The organism is Nonomuraea sp. NPDC046570, assembly GCF_040645915.1.
Lineage (GTDB): Bacteria > Actinomycetota > Actinomycetes > Streptosporangiales > Streptosporangiaceae > Nonomuraea.
On sequence record NZ_JBEYZF010000040.1, the window covers coordinates 1 to 19,390 of the forward strand.

Here is a 19,390-nt window from a genome sequence, read left to right on the forward strand (position 1 = left end):
GGACGCCCAGCGCCAGCCCCCACGCCTCGGGCGTGTAGGCGGAGTCGGCCAGGTGCACGTAGAGCCGCAGGATGGGCGCCTCCGCGATTCGCGGAGGCGCCTCTCCTGCCGCCACTCGAAGCTGGGCCCCGCACGGCCTCATGACATGTCATGATTCGCGCCATATTGGGGTGCGGGGCGTCGCGGTGATCTGTAACGTGGAGATCAGTTCGTCGGTTCTGCCGGTGGCGCGGGTCGAATCTGGTCGGTTATCGCTCTTCGACAGCGGAGACCCGGGTTCAAATCCCGGCGCCGCCCTCGGGTGGTGTGGTGTAGCGGCCCAGCACGTCAAACGCCGGTCGGTATCCCCATATCCGCGCCACCGGCAGGGCTGACGAGCAGGGGAGAGCGGGCCGAAGGCCGCTCTCCCCTTCGCATATCCGCCCCCGGGCGGGTCGAACGAAGGAGCACAACGATGGCGCGTGACCCCCTCGCGTCCGTCTCGGCGATCGCCACCCCGCAGACGCGGCCCATCCCCGGCCGCACCGGCCAGGTCGAGAACGCCGCCGGCGGCTACGTCTTCGACAAGGATCTGTGGACCAAGCTGGAGGACTTCCTGATCCTCGGCACCACGGGCGGCACCTACTACGCGGGCGAGGACCAGCTCACCGCCGAGAACGCCGACGTGCTGTTCCAGGCGATAGCCGAGGACGGGCCGCGCGTGGTCGACCTGCTCACCGCCGTTTCGACGGCCCGGCCGCCGCGGGCGCCGAAGCAGCGCCCGGCCCTGTTCGCGCTCGCCGCCGCGTACGCCAAGGGCGACGCCGACACCCGCCAGGCGGCCAAGCTCGCCCTGCCGAAGGTGGCCCGCACCACGGATCACCTGGCCGCCTTCTTCGGCTACCACAAGAACCTGGGCGGCAAGGCGAACGGCCGCGGCACCGCGCCGGTGGCGGGCAGGTCACTGCGCACCGCGCTCGGCTCCTGGTTCCTGAACGGCTCCGCCGACGACGTGGCGTTCCGCACGTGCAAGGCGGCCCGGCGGAAGACCCCGCAGGGCGAGTCGTTCGCCCTGCGCGACGTGCTGCGCATCGCCCACCCGGTCGCCGACGACGAGCGGCGCCGGACGCTGTTCGGCTGGATCGCGGGCAATGTCTCCGACGACGAGGCCCGCGACGTGCTGCCCGCCGTCGACCGCTTCCTGACCGCCAAGGCGGTCACGGCCGCCGACGAGGCGGTGCGGGTGGTGACCGAGGCGCGGGTGCCGTGGGAGTTCCTGCCGGACGCGATGCTGCGCGAGCCGAAGGTGTGGGACGCGCTGGTGGACACGGTCGGCACGACCGCGCTCATCCGCAACCTGGCGCGGATGACCCGCATCGGCACGCTCCAGCCGATGGGGGAGGCCACCGCGCGGGCCGTCGCCAGGCTCACCGACCGCGACGCGCTCATCCGGGCGCGCGTCCACCCGATGGACGCCTGGCTCGCCATGCGCGTCTACGCCTCCGGTCGCTCCCAGCCGAACCCGCGGGCCGCCGCGCAGACCTGGCAGCCGGTCCCCGCCGTCCTGGACGCGCTGGAGGAGACGTACGAGCTGTCCTTCGGCGGGGTCGAGCCGTCCGGCAGGCGGCTCCTGGTCGCCGTCGACTCGTCGGGCTCGATGAGCGGCGGCTGGTCCGGCGGCGTCACGGCGGGCGGTTCCCCGATCGGCAGCCCCTACGAGGTGGGTTGCGCGATGGCCGTCATGCTCGCCCGCATCGAGCGGGGTAACGTCCACGTCATCGACGTCGACACGACCGTCCACGCCTCGAAGGTGACCCCGCGTACCAACCTGCGGGAGATCGCCTCCTGGCGTCCCTCGGGCGGCGGCACCGACCTGTCGCTCCCGTTCACCTGGGCGGCCGGGGAGCGGATGGCCGTGGACGGGATCGTCGTGTTCACCGACGACGAGACGTGGGCGGGCCGCTCCCACCCGAGCCAGGCGCTCGCCGCCTACCGGCGGGCGGTCAACCCGGACGCCCGGGTGGTGGTGGCCGCGATGACCGCCGTGGGGTACTCGATCGGCGACCCGGAGGACCCCGGAGTGCTCAACGTGGCCGGGCTGGACGCGTCGCTGCCGCTCGTCGTGAACGGGTTCATCCGGGCGTCATAGGGGACGGGCGGCGGAGAGGAACCCGGAGACGAAGGCGTACAGCACCTTGCGGACGGGGACCAGCTCCTCGGCCGGGACCCCGGCGGCGGCGAGGATCCGGTGGAGGCGGCCGTCACGGGAGTCGGCCTCACCGTCGCCTACGGTCCAAGGACGTCTTCGCCTGAGCCTCACGGAGCGGAGCGGTGCCCCCGGCGAGGCGGGTCGCCGGGGGCACGCGGGTTGGGGTCAGGTCAGATCTGCTGCCACAGGGCGGGGACGTTCGGGGGCTCCCAGCCGGTCTGGGCGGTGTGACCCTGGAGGCAGCGGTAGGTCGAGCCGCCGTAGGTCACCTGGGCGCCCGCCGCGTACGCGGTGCCGGCGGACCAGGTGCCGCCGGGGCTGCCGGTCGGCGAGCTCGTGGGGCTGGGCCCGGTGGAGTTCACCAGCGAGAGGCCGTAGGTGGAGAGGATCTCGTTGACCGGCTGGTGGTAGGTCGTGCCGCCGGAGCTGCAGGTGCCGGAGCCGCCGGAGGTGACGCCCTGGGCCTGGTTGCCGGAGAAGTACGAGCCGCCCGAGTCACCGGGCTCGGCGCAGACGCTGGTCCTGGTCACGCCGGTGATGGTGCCCTGGCTGTAGGTGACGCTGGTGTTGTGCTGCTGGATCGCGCCGCAGTGGTACTGGGTGGTCGAGCCGGAGCGGCAGATGGACGAGCCGACGACCTGCTGCTGCGAACCGGTGATGGTGATCAGGCCCTGGCTGTAGCCGTTGACGTAGCGGGTGGGCGTCCACTGGTTGTTGACCTCGACCCAGGCGTAGTCGTTGCCGGGGAAGGAGGAACCCCTGAACACCCCCTGCGCGACCTGGTTGTAGCCGCGGGTGGTCACGCCGGCCGTGCCGCAGTGGCCGGCGGTGACGAAGCCGCCCTGGCTGCCGGGCTTGGTCACCGGGAAGCCGACGGAGCACCGGCCGCCGCTGCCCATGTAGTAGGCGTCGCCGCCGCGGACGTCGTGCAGCGCGCGCGGCCGCTCATCGGACTTCTGGACCTGCACGAGGGAGCGGTCGACGCCGCTGGAGTCGAGGAAGGCCTGCGCCTGGGCCGGGTTGCGGGAGAGCACCACGACCTTGTTGGAGCGCACGTCGACGAACCAGGCGGGGACGGACTTGGGCATCCGGGAGGCGAGCCCGTCGAGCTTGGCCTTGGCGGCGTCCAGGACGGCCAGGGAGTGGCCGACGAGCGCGGGGGTGCCGCCGAGCTCGCGGATCGCGTCCACCTTGGCGGTGTCGTTCGTCGCCACGACCAGGCTGGCGGTGGGGCCGGTCACCCAGACCCCGGCGAAGGCGCTGCCGAGCCTGCTGCCGAACAGCGGTTCCACCTGGGCGGCGGCGCTCTCGTTGACCAGGCGGACCGAGGCCTGCTCGGAGGTGAGGCCGAGGTCCCGCTGGAGGGCCTCGATCACTTTGGGGTCGGGGGCGGCGATGGCCGCCGCCTGCTCCTGTGCGAGCGCATAGGGGGACTGCGGGTCGTCGTTCACTGCGGCTAACGCGACGGCAGGGGCAATCGCCAGCGTGAGCGCGAGCGCGACACTCGCTCCCACGATGTGCTTGCGGTGCATCGAGGTTCTCCTCATGTCGGGGGGTGTGCCGTCAACGTAACGACTCGACATGAGCTGCAGTTATACCGATTTACCCTCATCAAAATCGTATGGTGCCGATATCCAGGCGGATCTCACGGATTCCGGTACGGCACGCCGCAGACCTTCACACGGCTAGGGTCGGAGGCATGGCGCGTACTCCGCACGACAGTTTCCACGGCGTCGTGCTTCCCGACGCTCTCGAGGCCGACCGCAGCAAGGGCGACCAGATCCGGGAGATCCTGGAGACCATGGTGCGCGGCCTGCCGCCGGGAACCCTGCTCCCCTCCGAACGCTCGATCGCCGACCGCTACGGCGTGGCCCGGATGACCGTACGCCAGAAGGTCAACGAGCTGGTCTCGCTGGGCGCGATCCGCCGCTCCAGCGGGGCGGGCACCTTCGTCGGCGAGCCGAAGCTGCGGCAGGGCACCACCATGGGCTCCTTCAGCGAGGAGATGCGGGCCAGGGGGATGACGCCGGGCGCGCGGATCCTGTCGGCGCGCACCCGGCAGGCCGGCGACGCGCTGGCCGGCCGGCTGGGCCTGGCGAGCGGCGACCGGGTGATCGAGATCCGGCGGCTGCGCACCGCCGACGGCACCCCCATGGCCGTCGAGCACACCCACCTGCCCGCCGCCCGCTTCCCCGACCTGCCCCGCCTGCTCGGCGACGACCTGTCGCTGTACGACACGCTGCGCGCCCACTGGAACGTCGAGGTCGAACGCGCCACCCACCGCGTCTCCGCCGTCGCCCTGGACGCCGAGGTCGCCGCCCTGCTCGGCGCCGAACCCGCACTGCCGTCCTTCCTGGTGGACCGCCTCGCCTGGGACCGCTTCGGCGCCGTGGTCGAATGGGGCCGCTCCACCTACCGGGGCGACTTCTACGACGTCGTCTTCGAGGTCGGCCCCCCGTCCTAGTCGACTACGACCAGTTGCGCCAGATCCACGTGATCCCCCACGTCCCGGACGTCGGCGCAGTACGCCAGGAGTAGGCGTTCGCCGCCGACGCGTCTTGTCACACGCAGGCAGGGGCGGTCGCCGAGCACGATCGCCTCCACCTCGATGCCGTCAGGTCCCCTCCACGTTCGCACGATGAGAAGGCTACGAGACGGGACTTAAGGGGTGAGTAACGTCAGAGTAGACATTAGGGTTCCTGTGTAACGGCGACCGGCGGCAAGGATCGTCCCGCAAAGACCCCCCCGGGCCAAGCGGTCGGTGTGAGAAGGTTGGCGTCGATGAGCACCTCACCGCGAGGTCGCCTGGACAGGCGCCCGCCCTCAAGCCTGGACCCGCAGGCCCGGGCCCTGTACGACCGCCTCACCGAAGGCCCGCGCGCGGGCGGCCCTTTCCCCCTGGTGGACGCCGGCGGCGCCCTCGAAGGCCCGTTCAACGCGATGCTGCTGAGCCCCGCCGTCGGCACCGCCCTGCAGGAACTCGGCGCCACCCTCCGGTACGGCACGCGCCTGCCCGACCGGGCCCGCGAGATCGCCATCCTGGTGGTGGCCGCGCACTGGGACAGCGCCTTCGAGCAGCACGCCCACGAGGCGGTGGGCCGCCGGATCGGCCTGACCGGCGACGAGCTGCGCGCCCTCAGGCGGCGCGACCCGCTGGACCTGGCCGACCCCGTCGAGGCCGAGGTGCTGGCCGTCACAAGGGCGCTCACCGAGCACGGCGACCTCGACGACGACGCCTACGCCCGCGCGGTGACCGTGCTCGGCGAGCCCGCCCTGTTCGAGCTGACCACCCTGGTCGGCTACTACGCGACCCTCGCCTTGCAACTGCGGCTGTTCCGTGTCGCCGCCCCGGACGACCCGGGGGGTGCGGCATCGGCTCGGTGACCCGGATCCGCCGGGAGGACTCAGGGAAGCTGGAGCGCATGGACGGATCGGTCAGGCGCTGGGTCACGCTCGCCGTCCTCACCTGGGCCGCCGCGTGGGTGCTGTTCGTCGCCGCCCTGGTGCTCGCCGACCCGCGCCCGGCCCTCGCGGGCGCGGTCCTGACCGTGACGGCCGTCGCATTCGCCGCGGTCGGCGTCGTCCTGCACGGCCGCTCGACCAAGCGGTGACACCAGGGGAGTCAGCGCCCCAGCAGCGTGTCGATCTCCTCCAACTGCGCCTGGTCCAGCGGGCTCCGCGCCAGCACGGCGGCGTTCTCCTCGGCCTGCCCGGGCGTCCGGATGCCGGGGATCGGCACGGTCCGGCCGCTGCGGGCCAGCAGCCAGGCGAGCGCCCCCTGGGCGAGGGTCCGCCCGCCCGAGGTGAGGACGTCCCGCACGGCCTCCAGCCTGGCCAGGTGGCCGGGGTCGGGGCGGCCGTCGCGGAAGTAGCGCATCCACTCGGGCGAGTCGCCGCGCACGTCGTCGGCGGGCAGCACCGAGGCGGAGCCGTACTTGCCGCTCAGCAGCCCCATCGCCAGCGGGCCCCGGTTGACGCTGGCCAGGTCGAGAGTGTCGCAGAGGGCGAGCATCTCGGGAGTGTCACTGAGCAGGTTGACCTCGTGCTGCACGGCCGCGCAGTGCGGTCCGGCGGCGAACGCGGCGGCCCGCTCGGGGTCGTCGGTGCTCCAGCCGTACGCGCGGATCAGGCCCTCGGCGACGAGGGATTCTAGCGTGGCCAGGATGTCGTCCACCTGGGACAGCGGGATGTAGCCGGGGTGGAGCTGATACAGGTCGATGTGGTCGGTGCCGAGCCTGGACAGCGAGCGCTGGCAGGCGGACCGGATGTAGGCGGGCGAGACGTCGGTGCCGGTCAGCGTGCGCGTCGCCTCGTCGTAGGTGTTGCCGAACTTGGTGGCGATCGTCGCCGAGTCGCGCCGCCCCGCCAGGGCCCGGCCCAGCACCCGCTCGCTGTGGCCGGTGCCGTACACGTCGGCGGTGTCGAAGAAGGTGACGCCCAGGTCGAGGGCGCGGTGGATGGCGGCGGTCGAGACGTCGTCGTCGACCTCGCCCCAGCCCGCGGGCTTGCCGTCGGCGCTGAAGGGGCCGCCGATCGCCCACGCGCCGAAGCCGATCGCGCTGACCTCGATGCCGCTGCGGCCGAGCTGCCGAGTGTTCATGTCGTGTCCTTTCGGGGGAGAACCCGACGGTGTCACCTGGAGTGCGCTCCAGCGCAAGTCCGCGTCAACCGGCCGTGACCGGCACCCGGCCGACGACCTCCAGATCGGCCAGCCCGGCGACGACCACGTCCGCGTCGGGCTCCACCGGCCTGGACCCGTCGACGGCCACGACCAGGCCGAACCCGCCCCGCCTGGCCGCCTCCAGCCCCGGCAGGGCGTCCGAGCAGACGGCGGCCTTGGCCGGGGGCACCGCCAGCAGCTTGACGGCCGCCAGCAGCAGCGCCGGGTCGGGCGTGCCCGGCAGGCCCAGCCGGGCCGCGTCGTCGCCGCCCACCACCGCGTCGAACAGGTGCAGGACGCCCGCGGCCGTCACCACCTTGCGGCAGTGCACGCTGGCGGACACGGCCGCGGTACGGCAGCCGCGCCGCCGCAGCTCCCGCAGCAGTACGACCGCCGAGGGGAAGGGGGCCACGCCGTACCTGCCGACCTGCTCGACGAAGATGCGGTCCTTGGCCAGGCCGAGGCCGTGCACGGTGGCCGCGCCGGGCTCGTCCCCGGGGTCCCCCTCCGGCAGCGAGATCCCGCGCGAGGCCAGGAACGTGCGCACCCCGTCGTGGCGCGGGCGCCCGTCGACATGGCGCAGGTAGTCGTCGCGCACGTCGAAGGGGGCCGAGCCGCGGCCTCTCAGGAACGGGTCGAACACCCGCTTCCACGCCGCCGCGTGCACGCGCGCGGTGTCGGTGACCACGCCGTCCACGTCGAAGACGACGGCACTGATCACGGTCAGATCGATGGCGGCCACGTTGACGCCCTCTCTCGGTCGGGAACCACTCCGACGTTACGCCGAGGGGAGGCCCGAAGCCACGAGGCTTACCAGGTGACCGGCAGCGACTCCAGCCCGTACACGATGGACAGCTGCCTGAAGGGCACCTCCTCGTACGGCACGGCCAGCCGCAGCCCGGGGAAGCGGCGCAGCAGCGCCGGGAAGGCGATGCGCATCTCCATCTGCGCCAGCGGAGCGCCGATGCAGCGGTGGATGCCGTGCCCGAAGGCCAGGTGCGAGGCCACCTCCCGGCTCGGGACGGCCCGCTCCATGTCCGCGCCCAGTGCCGGGTCGCGGTTGGCCGCGCTCAGCGAGCACAGCACCATCTCGCCCTTGGCGATCGGCTGCCCGGCCAGCTCCAGGTCGTGGCGGGCGAAACGCGGGAAGGCCACCTGCACCACGGTCATGTACCGCAGCAGCTCCTCCACCAGCCGTCCGACGTGCTCGCCGCCCTCGCGGACCAGCGCGAGCTGCTCGGGGTTCTGCAGCAGCCACAGCGTGCCGAGCGCCAGCATGCTGGTGCTGGTGTCGTGGCCGCCGGTCAGCAGCCCGTCGGCGAGGCTGGCCAGCTCCCGGTCGGAGATGTCGTCGCCGTGGTCGCGCAGCAGCGTGCCCAGCAGCCCGTCCCCGGGCTCCTTGCGCTCGGCGGCGACGAGGTCGGTCAGGAACGCCATCGAGTCGTTGATCACCTGCAGCGACGCCTCGGGGCCGGCGCTGAAGTCGAACCGGTCGGTGCTCAGCCGCAGGAAGTCGGCCCGCTCCTCGTACGGCACGCCGAGCAGCTCGCACACCACCAGCGAGGGGATCGGCAGGGCGAAGGCCTCCACCAGGTCGGCGGTCGAGCCGCCGCGCTCCATCGCGTCCAGGCGCTCGGCCACGATCGCCTCGATGCGCGGCTCCAGCCTGCGCAGGCGCCGCATGGTGAACTCGGGGGTGAGGTACCTGCGCAGCCGGGTGTGCTCGGGCGGGTCGCGGAAGCCGAGGCCGCCCGGGTCCTCCTGGGTGGAGCCGAGGCCGGTCACGCCGCCGAAGTCGTTGCTGAACCGCTCGTGGTCGCCGAGCACGGCGCGCACGTCGTCGTACCGGGTGACCAGCCACACCGTCGACCCGCCGGGGATCTCCATCGGGAACACCGGCTGCTCGGTCCGGATGCGGGCCAGCTCGGCCACGGGGTCGAACCGCTCGCGCATGAACTGCACGAGCGGAAACTCTGTCTCGGACATCAGATCCTCATCGTCCTGCTGCACACGGGGGCCGCAAGGGATCGGACCCTTGCGTCGCTTCGGGATACAGGGTATTGGCCGCAACCTTCGCTTTCCCGACCCCCTGGGAGGAAATGCCGCTCCTCCTTGGGGCCGACCGGATGAGCTGTGGCGATGATCACAGTGCGCGAAGGGGAAGCGCCCTGTCGGTGGCACCGGCCGCACTCTAGAGTCACTCCAGTCACGCACGGGAGCACCCGTTTGGCGTACAAGAACGCGACATTCTGCGATGATCTCGTCGAATATACAGTCGGAGATCGACCCTGACGGACAGTGACTGATGCCCACCATTGAGGAAATCGCCACCTTCGCGTCGGAGCAGCCGGTCGGCATGGCGTTCATCTGCGTGCTCGGCCTCATCGCTCTGGTGCTCGCCTTCATCGCCCTGCGCGTCGCCCTCAAGGCGGGCGCGGGGTTCTACCACCGTGTCATCGCCCCGCGGCCGGCCGAGGACATCCTGACGATAGTGGCCGCCTCCATCGCCACCGGTGTGTCCGCGCAGGGCATGTGGCGCTTCTCCGGGGACGTGCTCGGCCTCGACGGCCCGCTCCGGCTGCTGCTGTTCGCCTTCATCGAGGTCGCCATCATCACCTCGGCCGTCCGCGCCCGCCGCAACATGCGGGAGAACTTCTCGGCCGGCATCGACGGCATCGCGGTGTGGGCGCTGACGGTGCTGACCGCCGTGCTGTCCAGCATGGACGCGCGCAGCCTCGCCGAGGCCATCTTCAGGCTCGCCGCCCCGCTGGTCGCCGCCTGGCTGTGGGAGCGCGGCATGGCCATCGAGCGGCACCGCATCCGCGGCACCAGCCGCATCAACTGGCGGCTCACCCCCGAGCGGATGATGGTCAGGGTGGGTCTCGCCGAGGCGAGCGACCGAACGGCCAGCGAGGTCGACGCGCATCGTAGGCTGACCCGCGTGGCGCTGGCCGCCAAGCGCGCCCGCGCGCTGCGCGAGCAGGGCGCCTCCGACCGGAAGCTGCGCGTCGCGCTGGCCAGGCTGGACCGCGCGATGGATCAGGCGGTCGAGCACACCGGCCTGGCCGTCGACCCCGTCCGGCAGGAGGCGCTGCTGCAGCAGATCGGCGCCCTCTACAACACCTCCGCGCTCATCGACGCCGACCCGCGCGTGCCGTGGGCGCGCGACCCCGAGCCCGAGCCGCCCGCCCCTCGCCCGCGCGCGGTCCGTCCGGCACTGTCGCCCGGCGTGGCCGAGCTGGTCCGGGACGAGGACGAGGACGTCGAGGTGCTGGACACCACCCCGCAGGTCGTCGACACCGCCCAGCGTGCCGCGCTGATGCGCGCCGCCCGGGAGTACTGGGACCGGCAGATCGCCAAGAAGATCGTGCCGCGCACCGTGGACATCGCCCAGGAGATCGGCATCTCGCTGGCCACCGCCCGCGAGTACCGCGCCCTGTGGAAGCTGGAGCCGCAGGCGCACGCGCTGATCGAGGCGATGTACCAGGAGCACGGCATCATCGACACCGGCGCCTTCCCCGTCATCACCGAGGCCGAGCGGGTCCTGACCACCTCCTGAGCCCGCTTCGGTACGGTGGGCGCCATGAAGCCGCCTGCCGACGCGAGCGTGGGGCGCACGCTGGAGCGCGTGCGCAAGCTGCTGGCCAAGGCCGAGGGCACCGACAACGAGCACGAGCGGGCCACGTTCATGGCGGCGGCGAGCGCGCTCATGGCCAAGTACGGCATCGAGCAGGCCACCCTAGGCGAGGGTACGGCCGGCCGGCAGGTCCCCGGCGACCGCGTGGTCACCGTCGGGGACCCGTGGGCCAGGGAGAAGGCCCGGCTGATCTACCTGGTCGCGCAGGCCGTACGCTGCCGTCCGGTGCTGATCGGCCGGGGCGACGGCGGCCAGCGCGTGCACGTCTTCGGCTTCCGGGCCGACCTGGAGCGCGCCGACCTGCTGGCCACCTCCCTGCTCCTGCAGATGGCCTCAGGCCTGGCCCGGGTACGGCTGCCGCCGCGCGCCACCGGTGTGCGCGCCTACCGCAGGTCGTGGCTGCTCGGCTTCACCGACGAGGTGCACCGCCTGCTGTCGGCGGCCGAGGCCCGCGCCGCCGGCGAGTCGGCCGTGCCGGGCGCCGAGCTGGTGCTGGCCGATCGCGGGGCCGAGGTGGAGCGGGCGGTCGCCGAGATCTACCCGCGCATCCGCAGGACGGTGCCGAGGATGACCGGCGACGGCTACCGCGACGGCCGTGCGGCGGGCAGCGCCGCCGACCTGGGCCGCACCGGCATGACCACCGGCCCGGCCCACAGCCTGCCTTCCGTGTGACCCGCTGAGCTCGCGCCCTCAGCTCAGCGCGGCCGACACCACCGCGCGGGCCTCCTCCTGCACCCGGACCAGGTGCTCGGGGCCCTTGAACGACTCGGCGTAGATCTTGTAGACGTCCTCGGTCCCGGAGGGGCGGGCCGCGAACCAGGCGCTGCCGGTGGAGACCTTCACCCCGCCGAGTGGCGCGCCGTTGCCCGGCGCCGCGGTGAGCACCGAGGTGATCGGCTCCCCGGCCAGCTCACCGGCCGTGACCTGCTCGGCCGACAGCCTGGCCAGCACCGCCTTCTCCTCGCGGGTGGCGGGCGCGTCGACGCGCGCGTAGGCGGGGTCGCCGAAGCGGCCGGTCAGCGCCGCGTAGTGCTCGCTCGGCGACCTCCCGGTGACCGCCAGGATCTCCGCGGCGAGCAGCGCCATGATCAGCCCGTCCTTGTCGGTGCTCCACGGCGAGCCGTCGCGGCGCAGGAACGAGGCGCCCGCGCTCTCCTCGCCGCCGAAGCCCAGCGACCCGTCCAGCAGCCCCGGCACGAACCACTTGAACCCGACCGGCACCTCGTACAGCCGCCGCCCCAGCGACTCGGCCACCCGGTCGATCATGCCGCTGCTGACCATCGTCTTGCCGACCCCCGCCGCGGGCGACCAGCCGTCGCGGTGGGTGTACAGGTAGGTGATCGCCACGGCCAGGTAGTGGTTGGGGTTCATCAGCCCGCCGTCCGGCGTGACGATGCCGTGCCGGTCGGCGTCGGCGTCGTTGCCGGTGGACACGTCGAACCGGTCCCGGTTGGCGATCAGCGAGGCCATCGCGTACGGCGACGAGCAGTCCATGCGGATCTTGCCGTCCCAGTCCAGCGTCATGAACCGCCACGTCGGGTCGACCTCCGGGTTCACCACGGTCAGGTCGAGTCGGTGCCGCTCGGCGATCTCGCCCCAGTAGGCGACGCTCGCCCCGCCGAGTGGGTCGGCCCCGATGCGCACTCCGGCCGCGCGGATCGCGTCGAGGTCGACGACCTCGGGCAGGTCGTCGACGTACCGGCCGAGGAAGTCATAGCGCTCGCCGAGCGAGGGGCTGTAGGGGGCGCGCCTGACCTCTTTCAGGCCGCCCGCGATCAGCGCGTTCGCGCGGTCCTGGATCCAGGAGGTGGCCGCGGTGTCGGCGGGTCCGCCGTTGGGCGGGTTGTACTTGAAGCCGCCGTCGCGCGGCGGGTTGTGCGAGGGCGTCACCACGACGCCGTCGGAGCCCGGGTGGGTCAGGATCGCGTGCGAGACCGCGGGCGTCGGCGTGTAGCCGTCGCGGCTGTCGATCATCACGGTGACGCCGTTGGCGGCGAACACCTCCAGCGCCGACACCTTCGCGGGCTCCGACAGCGCGTGCGTGTCGGCGCCGAGGAACAGCGGCCCGCGTACGCCCTGCGCCGCGCGGTACTCCACGATGGCCTGGCTGGTGGCCAGGATGTGGTCCTCGTTGAAAGCGCGGTCGAAGGCGGAGCCGCGGTGGCCCGAGGTGCCGAAGGTCACCCGCTGGGCCGGGTCCTCGGGATCCGGGTGCAGCGCGTGGTAGGCGGTCACCAGGCGGGCCACGTTTACCAGGTCAGAAGGCTGGGCGGGCTGCCCGGCGCGCTCATGGGTCATGCGGCCAACCTTACTCAGCCGACTTGACTCGGACTAAACCTACCTGAATTATAGGGAATATGACCTCTCGCCTGACGCGTCTCGCGGTTGCGGCCGCGGCGCTGTCCATCTGCGCCCTGTCCGCCGCCTGTTCCTCCACGGCCGAGGCGGGCGCGGGCGGTGCCGTACTCAAGATCAAGGATCCGGGGAACGCAGGGCCGCTGGCGTACGCCAAGAAGACCGGACTGCTGGAGAAGCGGCTGGCCGCCGTGGGCGCGAAGGTCGAGTGGGGTGGCACCTACGCCTCCTTCACCGCGACCATCGACGCGGTCAGGTCCGGCTCGGTCAACGTACTCGAAGGGGCGATCTCGCCCGCGCTCGGCTACCTGGCCAACGGCAGGGACATCAAGATCTTCTCCATCACCGACCGGGTGACCGATCCGGCCGCGCCCAGGACCGACGGGCTGGTCGTGCCCGCGGAGAGTCCGGTCAAGGACGTCAAGGAGCTGGTCGGCAAACAGATCGCGGTCAACAAGGGCGGGCGCGGGGAGTACCTCCTGCTGCTCGCGCTGGAACGTGCCGGGATCGCGCCCGACCAGGTCAAGCGCGTCTACCTCAACCCCGACCAGGCCGCCTCCGCCTTCGCCACCGGCAAGGTGGACGCCTGGTGGGCGATCGTGCGCGCCTACCCCGAGGTTGTCGCCAAGGGCGCCAGAGTGCTCGTGCACAGCAATGACCTGCCCGACCAGGACCTCAACATCCAGGCCGCCCGCACCGAACTGCTGACCGAGCACCCCGAGGCGGTGCGCGTCTACCTGGAGGTGCTCCAGGAGCTGACCACCGAGGCCAAGAGCGCGCCGGAGAAGTTCCAGAACGTCTTCCTCACCCAGGGACCGACCGCCCTGTCCGGCCCGCGCCTGCAGGAGGAACTGGCCAAGTCCCGCTTCGCCCTGCCGCCCCGCGCCGCCACCGCCGCCGACGGCGGCTACGTCCAGGACGTGGCGGACATCTTCAAGAAGCACGGCGTGCTGCCCGCCACCGTCGACCCGAGTGACGTCATCTTCGACCTGAAGGCGGGCACATGACCGAACACATCACCCTACCCGCCGGCAGCACGCGGACCCCCGACGGCGGGCCCGTGACGGTCCGCCCCGGGACGCCCGCCGGCGACGCGAAAGCCGGGCCGCTCTTGGAGACGCCCCGCCACCTGGGGGCGCGCCGTCGACCGCCGGGGATCTCGTTCGCGGTCAGGCTCTCCGTCCCGCTGCTCCTGCTGGCCGTCTGGTGGTACGGCGCCGACTCTGGCGCCATCCCCGCCGACGTCCTGGCCTCGCCCGGCGCCGTCGCCGGGGCCTTCGGGGAACTGCTGGCCACCGGCCAGCTCGGCGACTACCTGCTCGCCTCCGCCCGCCGCGCGGGTCTCGGGGTCCTGCTCGGCGGCGGGATCGGCCTGCTCCTCGGCGTCGTCGCCGGGCTGTCCGCGCTGGGCGAGGAACTGGTCGACCCGACCATGCAGATGAAGCGCGCGGTGCCGTTCCTGGCGCTGGTGCCGCTGTTCATCTCCTGGTTCGGCGTCGAGGAGACCTTCAAGGTGGTGCTCATCGCCGTCGCCTCGGCCGGGCCGATGTACGCCTACACCTACCTCGGTGTACGCGGCGTGGACCGCAGGCTCGTGGAGGCGGCCAGAGGGTTCGGGCTGCGCGGCACCCGGCTCGCCGTCGGGGTGATCATCCCGACCGCGCTGCCGAACATCCTCATGGCCCTGCGCATCTGCCTGTCGGTCGCGCTGACCGGCCTCATCGCCGCCGAGCAGATCGGCGCCACCGAGGGCATCGGCTACCTGGTCACGCTCGCCCAGCAGTACTACCGCAGCGACTACATGGTCCTCTGCGTCGTCGTCTACGCCGTGCTCGGCCTGCTCATCGACCTCGCCATCCGGGGCGTGGAACGCCTGGCGATGCCGTGGCGCGCGGGGGTGTCGGCCCGATGACCACCATCGAACCCGCCGGCCGCGGCGGCGTCACCGGAGGACTCGCCGTGCGCCTGCGCGGCCTGGCCAAGTCGTTCGGGGACAAGTCCGTGCTCGGCGGCATCGACCTCGACCTCGCCGAGGGGGAGTTCCTGGCGCTGCTCGGGCCCAGCGGCACCGGCAAGACGACGCTGCTGCGCATCCTGGCGGGGCTCGAACTCCCCGACGCGGGCGAGGTGCTCGCGCCGCGCCGCCGTACCACCGTCTATCAGGAACCCCGGCTCGTGCAGGCGCGTGGCGTGCTCGCCAACGTCACGCTCGGGCTGCCGCGCTCGGCCCGCGACGCGGGACTGCGCGCGCTGGCCGAGGTCGGGCTGGACGGGTACGCCACGGTCTGGCCCTCGACCCTGTCCGGCGGCGAGGCCCAGCGGGTGGCGCTGGCCAGGGCACTCGTCCGCGACCCCGAACTGCTGCTGCTCGACGAGCCGTTCGCCGCGCTCGACGCCCTGACCCGCCTGCAGATGCAGGAACTGGTCGCCGAACTGTGCGCCCGCCACCGCCCGGCCGTCGTCCTGGTCACCCACGACGTCGACGAGGCCGTACGGCTGGCCGACCGGGTCATCGTGCTGCGCGAGGGCGCCCTGGCCGTGGACCGCCGCCTCGACCTGCCCCATCCCCGCGACCGCGACGACCCCGCCTTCCTCGCCCACCGCAGCCTGTTCCTCTCCCACCTTGGAGTGTTCGCGTGAAACTCTGGTACACCCGCTGCCCGGTGCCGACCGCCTCCGGCCTGGCCCACAACCTGGGCTGGCTCGAACAGGAACTCGGCGAGATCGGCGTCCTGCAGGACGCGCCGCCCGAGCTGGCCGCGCGTCACTTCGACCACGGGCTGCCCGGCCTGTTCCGCGAGGGCGGCAACGTGCCCGCGCTGGCGGCCCGCTCGGAGGGGGCGCGCACCCGGCTGATCGGGCTCACCTGGATCGAGGAGTGGCAGTCCATCCTGGTCCGGCCCGACTCCGGCATCACCGACGCCGCCGGGCTGCTCGGCAGGCGGATCGCGCTGCCCTCGTGGGCGGCGACGCGGGCGCGGAGCTTCCCCCGCGCGATGGCCCTGCACGGCGCGAAGGGCGCGCTGTCGCAGGCCGGGCTCTCGCTCGACGACGTGACCCTGGTGGAGGTCCCGGCCGACCCCGACCCGTCGGTGGGGCGCACCGGCTCGGGGGTGGCCTGGTCGTGGCCCGGCATCGCCGAGCTGGCCCGCGGCGAGGTGGACGCCGTCTACGTGAAGGGGGCGCGGGCGGCCGAGCAGGCCGCCGAGATCGGCGCCGTCGTCGCCGTCGACCTGGACGCCCACCCCGACCCGCGGGCCCGGGTCAACAACGGCACCCCGCGCCCGATCACCGTGCACGAGGACCTGCTGGCCGAGCACCCCAACGTGGTCATCGGCTTCCTGGTGCAGACGCTGCGGGCCGCCGAGTGGGCCGCCGCCAACCTGGCCGAGGTGCGCGCCATCCTGGCCAGGGAGACCCGCTCGGGCGCCGACGGCGTCGCCACCGCCTACCGCGACGGCTTCCACACCACGCTGCGCCCCGACCTGTCGGACGAACGGCTCGACCTGCTCCGCATCCAGAAGGACTTCCTGCTCCTGCACGGCTTCCTGGCCGCCGACATCGACCTCGGCGGGTGGGCGGTCCCCGAGCCGCTGGAGGCGGCCAGGGAGCAGCTCGCCGCCTGGCAGAAGGCGACCGTGTGATGGCCGAGTTCCACATCACGCTGCCGACCCGGGGCGACCGGCACCGGGGCGACTGGCACCCCGACTCCCACCGCCCCTTCCACGCCTCCGTCACCGATCCGCGCGCCACCGGCTCCTTCGACCACCTCGCCCAGGTCGGCAGGGCCGCCGAGCTGGCCGCCTTCACCGGCGCGGTGGCCCCCTTCGACCCCGAGGGGGAGGAGTCGCTGGTCGTGGCCGCCGCGCTGCTGCGCCAGACACGGTGGCTGCGCCTGCGGGCCGAGTTCCACCCCGGCATCGCCACCCCCGTGTACGCGGCCAAGATCAGCGCGTCCCTGCAGCGCTTCTCCGGCGACCGGCTCGACTGGGGGCTCGCCGTCGACCTCGACCCGGCCGTCGCCCGCGCCCAGGGCGACTTCCACGAGGGCGCCGACCGGTACGCGCGGGCCGCGGAGTTCCTCACCGTCGCCAAGGGCGTCTGGCGGGAACCCGGCTACACCTACCGGGGACGCTTCTACGAGGTGCTCGCGGGCGGCTTCGACGCCCCGCTGGCCGGGCGGGACTTCCCCCGCGTCCACCTGTCCGGCACCTCGCCCGCGGCGCTGGAGCTGTCGGCCCTGCACGGCGACGTGCACGTCTTCGAGCGGGGCGACGACCTGGAGGCGGGCATCGCCGCTCTGCCGGGCCTCGCCTACGCGATCAGGCTGCCCGTGCTGGCCCGCGAGGACGACGAGGAGGCCTGGGCGGACGCGGCCCGGCTGGGCGGCTTCACCGGGCTCGTCGGCTCCTACGAGCAGGTCGCGGAGGAGATCAGGGCGTACGCGGGGCGCGGCGTCACCATCTTCCAGCTGGACGCCTCGCCGTACATCGAGGAGACCTACCGGCTCGGCGAGCATCTGCTGCCGCTGCTGGCCAAGGAGGGCGCACATGTCCGTTGACATCTACTGGCGCATCGGCACGCACGGCGACCAGCCGTCGCTGCGCCGCCGGGTGGCCAGCCGGGGGGAGTGGGCGCCGGTCGTGCCGGGCTCGCTCGCCCCCGGGGTACGCGACGGACGGCAGGACGGTTACAGCTACGTCGAGCACATGGGGGACGTCGCCCGGGCCTCGGAGAGCGCCGGGTTCGTGGGCGGGCTGCTGCCGTCCTTTCCCAACACCGACGATCCGTGGGCGACGGCGGCCACGCTGGCGCGGGAGACCTCCACCTACCGGTTCATGATCGCCTTTCAGCCGGGGTTCCTGCACCCGGTGCAGGCGGCGCGGATGACGGCCAGTCTGCAGCGGGCGACCGGCGGGCGGGCGGTGTTCAACATCATCTCCGGAGGCGGCGGGCCCGACCAGCTCTGGTGGGGGGACAAGGTCGACCACGACGACCGCTACGCGCGGACCTCCGAGTTCCTGGACGTGCTCAAGGGGGTGTGGCGCGGGGTGCCGTACAGCTTCGACGGGCGGTTCTACCGGGTGGAGGGGGCGCGGCTGCCCGAGCCGCTCGCGCGGCAGCCGTTCCCGGAGATCTACTTCTCCGGGTCCTCGCCCGCGGCGATCGCGGCGGCCGGTCGGCACGCGGACTACTACCTGTCGTGGCTGGAGCCGTTCCACGCCCTGACCGCCAAGTTCGACCAGGTCAGGGCGCACAGCGAGCGGACGCCCAAGTTCGCGGTGCGCGTCGAGGTGCTGGCCCGGCCGACCGAGGAGGAGGCCTGGGCGGAGATCGCGCGCGGCTGGGACAACATCGACCCCACCGTGCTGCGCGGCGCCACCGGCGACTCGATCGGCTGGCAGCGCAGCCAGTCGTTCGTCCGCGGCCCGGTCAACGGATACCGCGACCTGGAGGTCACCCCGAACGTGTGGGGCGGCTTCCACCTGCTGCGCGGCGGGCCCGCCTTCGGGCTGGTCGGCAGCTACGAGCAGGTCGCCGAGCGATTGGACGAACTGATCGGCCTCGGCGTGAACGCCTTCATCCTCGCGGGGGTGCCGCACCTGGAAGAGGCCTACCGCGTAGGCGAAGAGGTGCTGCCCCTGCTCGGCTCCCTAGTGAAAGGACACGCGCGATGAGCGTACGAGTCGGATACTTCCCTTCCAACAATTCTCTGTGGGTACTGCGGCACCGGGGCATCCTGGAGCGGACCCTGCCCGACGTGACCTGGGTGGACCTGCGCTCGCTCGACCCGGGAGAGCGGCCCGCGCCGCACGACGGTCTGCCCTCGGTGCACAGCGACCACCTCTTCGACGGCGGCTACGACTTCATCGGCACCGGCTCCACGCCCCCGGTGACCGCGCAGGGCAAGGGCCACGACATCGTGTACGCCGGTATCTCCGGCTCGCGGCACGAGAGCGGGCGGCTCGTCGTCCGCTCCGACTCGCCCGTGGAGTCGGTCGCCGACCTCAAGGGCAGGAGGATCGCCCTCGGGCACGGCTCGTGGCAGACCACGCTGCTGCTGTTCGCCCTGGACGAGGCCGGGCTCGGCTGGCGGGACGTCGAGCCGGTCGACACCGGGGTCAACGCCGCCGACCTGCTGGTCTCCGGCGAGGTGGACGCCTGGGTCGGCTCCTACCCCGCGCTCAGCCGGGTGGAGTCCCAGACCCGCACCCTGGTCGAGACCGAGGGGCTGTTCAGCCACCGCTCGCTCTGGTTCACCCGGCGCGACTTCGCCCAGGAGCGCCCCGAGGAACTGGCCGCCATCGTCGCCGCCCTGCAGGAGTCGGACGCCTGGATTCAGGAGAACCCGCGCCAGGCGGCCGAACTGTTCGCGGCCGACGACGGCGGATCGGTCGACGACTGGGAGAACGCGCTGCGCCGCCGCCCGTTCGGGCTGCACCCGGTCAGCCCGGAGTTCGTCGCCGAGCAGCAGCGCGCCGCCGACCTCTTCCACGCCAACGGGCTGATCGACCGGAAGATCACCGTGGCGGACGCCGTCCTGTGACCC

The 19,390-nt window shown here is 72.7% G+C and carries 20 protein-coding genes and 1 tRNA gene; 14 read left to right on the plus strand and 7 right to left on the minus strand.

Annotation, left to right across the window (positions count from 1 at the left end):
* The first annotated feature begins 223 nt into the window (after window positions 1-223).
* Window positions 224-297, plus strand: a tRNA-Arg gene (locus tag ABZ911_RS36930).
* Window positions 298-454: 157 nt separating this feature from the next.
* Window positions 455-2,128 (plus strand): TROVE domain-containing protein, encoded by a 1,674-nt coding sequence (locus ABZ911_RS36935; protein ID WP_358067123.1) that lies wholly within the window; start codon window positions 455-457, stop codon window positions 2,126-2,128.
* Here ABZ911_RS36935 and ABZ911_RS36940 read toward each other — a convergent pair.
* The gene (locus ABZ911_RS36940; RefSeq protein WP_358067126.1) at window positions 2,123-2,299 is read right to left on the minus strand and encodes a hypothetical protein; all 177 of its coding nucleotides are present in this window, start codon (window positions 2,297-2,299) and stop codon (window positions 2,123-2,125) included. The genes ABZ911_RS36935 and ABZ911_RS36940 overlap by 6 nt on opposite strands.
* Before the next feature lie 59 nt (window positions 2,300-2,358).
* Window positions 2,359-3,720: a carbohydrate-binding protein gene (locus tag ABZ911_RS36945; RefSeq protein WP_358067129.1), complete on the minus strand. Its 1,362-nt coding sequence runs from the start codon at window positions 3,718-3,720 to the stop codon at window positions 2,359-2,361.
* 167 nt (window positions 3,721-3,887) lie between these two features.
* Between ABZ911_RS36945 and ABZ911_RS36950 the strand changes: the two genes are divergently transcribed.
* The gene (locus ABZ911_RS36950; RefSeq protein ID WP_358067132.1) at window positions 3,888-4,652 is read left to right on the plus strand and encodes a GntR family transcriptional regulator; all 765 of its coding nucleotides are present in this window, start codon (window positions 3,888-3,890) and stop codon (window positions 4,650-4,652) included.
* Here ABZ911_RS36950 and ABZ911_RS36955 read toward each other — a convergent pair.
* Entirely contained in the window at window positions 4,649-4,825 is a 177-nt protein-coding gene (locus ABZ911_RS36955) for a hypothetical protein (RefSeq protein WP_358067135.1), read from the minus strand. The genes ABZ911_RS36950 and ABZ911_RS36955 overlap by 4 nt on opposite strands.
* 144 nt (window positions 4,826-4,969) lie before the next feature.
* Here ABZ911_RS36955 and ABZ911_RS36960 point away from each other — a divergent pair, with 144 nt between their 5' ends.
* Window positions 4,970-5,572, plus strand: a complete 603-nt coding sequence (locus tag ABZ911_RS36960; RefSeq protein ID WP_358067138.1) for a carboxymuconolactone decarboxylase family protein — start codon at window positions 4,970-4,972, stop codon at window positions 5,570-5,572.
* Between the two features lie 38 nt (window positions 5,573-5,610).
* Complete coding sequence (locus tag ABZ911_RS36965; RefSeq protein ID WP_358067140.1) at window positions 5,611-5,799, plus strand: hypothetical protein; 189 nt, start codon at window positions 5,611-5,613, stop codon at window positions 5,797-5,799.
* A gap of 11 nt (window positions 5,800-5,810) precedes the next feature.
* On the opposite strand, the gene ABZ911_RS36970 is transcribed toward ABZ911_RS36965, so the two are convergent.
* From ABZ911_RS36970 to ABZ911_RS36980, 3 genes are all read right to left on the minus strand, one after another.
* Window positions 5,811-6,788 carry an aldo/keto reductase gene (locus ABZ911_RS36970; protein ID WP_358067143.1) on the minus strand — a complete coding sequence of 326 codons (978 nt, stop codon included), beginning with the start codon at window positions 6,786-6,788 and terminating at the stop codon, window positions 5,811-5,813.
* A gap of 64 nt (window positions 6,789-6,852) precedes the next feature.
* Window positions 6,853-7,590, minus strand: coding sequence for an HAD family hydrolase (locus ABZ911_RS36975; RefSeq protein ID WP_358067145.1), 738 nt, complete (start codon window positions 7,588-7,590; stop codon window positions 6,853-6,855).
* 68 nt (window positions 7,591-7,658) lie between these two features.
* Entirely contained in the window at window positions 7,659-8,834 is a 1,176-nt protein-coding gene (locus ABZ911_RS36980; protein ID WP_358067148.1) for a cytochrome P450, read from the minus strand.
* A gap of 319 nt (window positions 8,835-9,153) precedes the next feature.
* On the opposite strand from ABZ911_RS36980, the gene ABZ911_RS36985 reads away from it, so the two are divergent.
* Together ABZ911_RS36985 and ABZ911_RS36990 are read left to right on the plus strand one after the other, a co-directional pair.
* The gene (locus ABZ911_RS36985) at window positions 9,154-10,407 is read left to right on the plus strand and encodes a hypothetical protein (RefSeq protein ID WP_358067151.1); all 1,254 of its coding nucleotides are present in this window, start codon (window positions 9,154-9,156) and stop codon (window positions 10,405-10,407) included.
* Between the two features lie 24 nt (window positions 10,408-10,431).
* The gene (locus ABZ911_RS36990; protein ID WP_358067153.1) at window positions 10,432-11,157 is read left to right on the plus strand and encodes a DUF2786 domain-containing protein; all 726 of its coding nucleotides are present in this window, start codon (window positions 10,432-10,434) and stop codon (window positions 11,155-11,157) included.
* 18 nt (window positions 11,158-11,175) lie between these two features.
* Here the strand turns inward: ABZ911_RS36990 and pgm are convergent, their stop codons facing one another.
* Window positions 11,176-12,783 carry a phosphoglucomutase (alpha-D-glucose-1,6-bisphosphate-dependent) gene (gene pgm / locus ABZ911_RS36995; RefSeq protein WP_358067156.1) on the minus strand — a complete coding sequence of 536 codons (1,608 nt, stop codon included), beginning with the start codon at window positions 12,781-12,783 and terminating at the stop codon, window positions 11,176-11,178.
* A gap of 59 nt (window positions 12,784-12,842) precedes the next feature.
* On the opposite strand from pgm, the gene ABZ911_RS37000 reads away from it, so the two are divergent.
* The 7 genes from ABZ911_RS37000 to ABZ911_RS37030 are packed head-to-tail and all read left to right on the plus strand — an operon-like array spanning window position 12,843 to window position 19,387.
* Entirely contained in the window at window positions 12,843-13,847 is a 1,005-nt protein-coding gene (locus ABZ911_RS37000; protein ID WP_358067159.1) for an ABC transporter substrate-binding protein, read from the plus strand.
* Window positions 13,844-14,752: an ABC transporter permease gene (locus tag ABZ911_RS37005; protein ID WP_358067162.1), complete on the plus strand. Its 909-nt coding sequence runs from the start codon at window positions 13,844-13,846 to the stop codon at window positions 14,750-14,752. The genes ABZ911_RS37000 and ABZ911_RS37005 overlap by 4 nt, the downstream gene beginning before the upstream one ends.
* Complete coding sequence (locus ABZ911_RS37010) at window positions 14,749-15,480, plus strand: ABC transporter ATP-binding protein (protein ID WP_358067165.1); 732 nt, start codon at window positions 14,749-14,751, stop codon at window positions 15,478-15,480. Before ABZ911_RS37005 ends, ABZ911_RS37010 begins: the two co-directional genes overlap by 4 nt.
* A complete protein-coding gene (locus tag ABZ911_RS37015) occupies window positions 15,477-16,484 on the plus strand; it encodes an ABC transporter substrate-binding protein (protein WP_358067168.1) in 1,008 nt (335 codons plus the stop codon). Before ABZ911_RS37010 ends, ABZ911_RS37015 begins: the two co-directional genes overlap by 4 nt.
* Complete coding sequence (locus ABZ911_RS37020; protein WP_358067171.1) at window positions 16,484-17,401, plus strand: LLM class flavin-dependent oxidoreductase; 918 nt, start codon at window positions 16,484-16,486, stop codon at window positions 17,399-17,401. Before ABZ911_RS37015 ends, ABZ911_RS37020 begins: the two co-directional genes overlap by 1 nt.
* Complete coding sequence (locus ABZ911_RS37025; RefSeq protein ID WP_358067174.1) at window positions 17,391-18,518, plus strand: LLM class flavin-dependent oxidoreductase; 1,128 nt, start codon at window positions 17,391-17,393, stop codon at window positions 18,516-18,518. Before ABZ911_RS37020 ends, ABZ911_RS37025 begins: the two co-directional genes overlap by 11 nt.
* Window positions 18,515-19,387 (plus strand): ABC transporter substrate-binding protein, encoded by an 873-nt coding sequence (locus ABZ911_RS37030; RefSeq protein ID WP_358067177.1) that lies wholly within the window; start codon window positions 18,515-18,517, stop codon window positions 19,385-19,387. The genes ABZ911_RS37025 and ABZ911_RS37030 overlap by 4 nt, the downstream gene beginning before the upstream one ends.
* Window positions 19,388-19,390 lie beyond the last annotated feature (3 nt).

What these genes read in the sequence shown, in the direction of transcription:
- ABZ911_RS36985 (WP_358067151.1), top strand. Translation starts at nt 9,154, where the DNA reads ATGCCCACCATTGAGGAAATCGCCACCTTCGCGTCGGAGCAGCCGGTC.
- pgm (WP_358067156.1), bottom strand. Translation starts at nt 12,783, where the DNA reads ATGACCCATGAGCGCGCCGGGCAGCCCGCCCAGCCTTCTGACCTGGTA.
- ABZ911_RS36980 (WP_358067148.1), bottom strand. Translation starts at nt 8,834, where the DNA reads ATGTCCGAGACAGAGTTTCCGCTCGTGCAGTTCATGCGCGAGCGGTTC.
- ABZ911_RS37025 (WP_358067174.1), top strand. Translation starts at nt 17,391, where the DNA reads ATGTCCGTTGACATCTACTGGCGCATCGGCACGCACGGCGACCAGCCG.
- ABZ911_RS36950 (WP_358067132.1), top strand. Translation starts at nt 3,888, where the DNA reads ATGGCGCGTACTCCGCACGACAGTTTCCACGGCGTCGTGCTTCCCGAC.
- ABZ911_RS36945 (WP_358067129.1), bottom strand. Translation starts at nt 3,720, where the DNA reads ATGCACCGCAAGCACATCGTGGGAGCGAGTGTCGCGCTCGCGCTCACG.
- ABZ911_RS37010 (WP_358067165.1), top strand. Translation starts at nt 14,749, where the DNA reads ATGACCACCATCGAACCCGCCGGCCGCGGCGGCGTCACCGGAGGACTC.
- ABZ911_RS37005 (WP_358067162.1), top strand. Translation starts at nt 13,844, where the DNA reads ATGACCGAACACATCACCCTACCCGCCGGCAGCACGCGGACCCCCGAC.
- ABZ911_RS36935 (WP_358067123.1), top strand. Translation starts at nt 455, where the DNA reads ATGGCGCGTGACCCCCTCGCGTCCGTCTCGGCGATCGCCACCCCGCAG.
- ABZ911_RS37030 (WP_358067177.1), top strand. Translation starts at nt 18,515, where the DNA reads ATGAGCGTACGAGTCGGATACTTCCCTTCCAACAATTCTCTGTGGGTA.
- ABZ911_RS36970 (WP_358067143.1), bottom strand. Translation starts at nt 6,788, where the DNA reads ATGAACACTCGGCAGCTCGGCCGCAGCGGCATCGAGGTCAGCGCGATC.
- ABZ911_RS36960 (WP_358067138.1), top strand. Translation starts at nt 4,970, where the DNA reads ATGAGCACCTCACCGCGAGGTCGCCTGGACAGGCGCCCGCCCTCAAGC.
- ABZ911_RS36965 (WP_358067140.1), top strand. Translation starts at nt 5,611, where the DNA reads ATGGACGGATCGGTCAGGCGCTGGGTCACGCTCGCCGTCCTCACCTGG.
- ABZ911_RS37000 (WP_358067159.1), top strand. Translation starts at nt 12,843, where the DNA reads ATGACCTCTCGCCTGACGCGTCTCGCGGTTGCGGCCGCGGCGCTGTCC.
- ABZ911_RS36990 (WP_358067153.1), top strand. Translation starts at nt 10,432, where the DNA reads ATGAAGCCGCCTGCCGACGCGAGCGTGGGGCGCACGCTGGAGCGCGTG.
- ABZ911_RS37020 (WP_358067171.1), top strand. Translation starts at nt 16,484, where the DNA reads ATGGCCGAGTTCCACATCACGCTGCCGACCCGGGGCGACCGGCACCGG.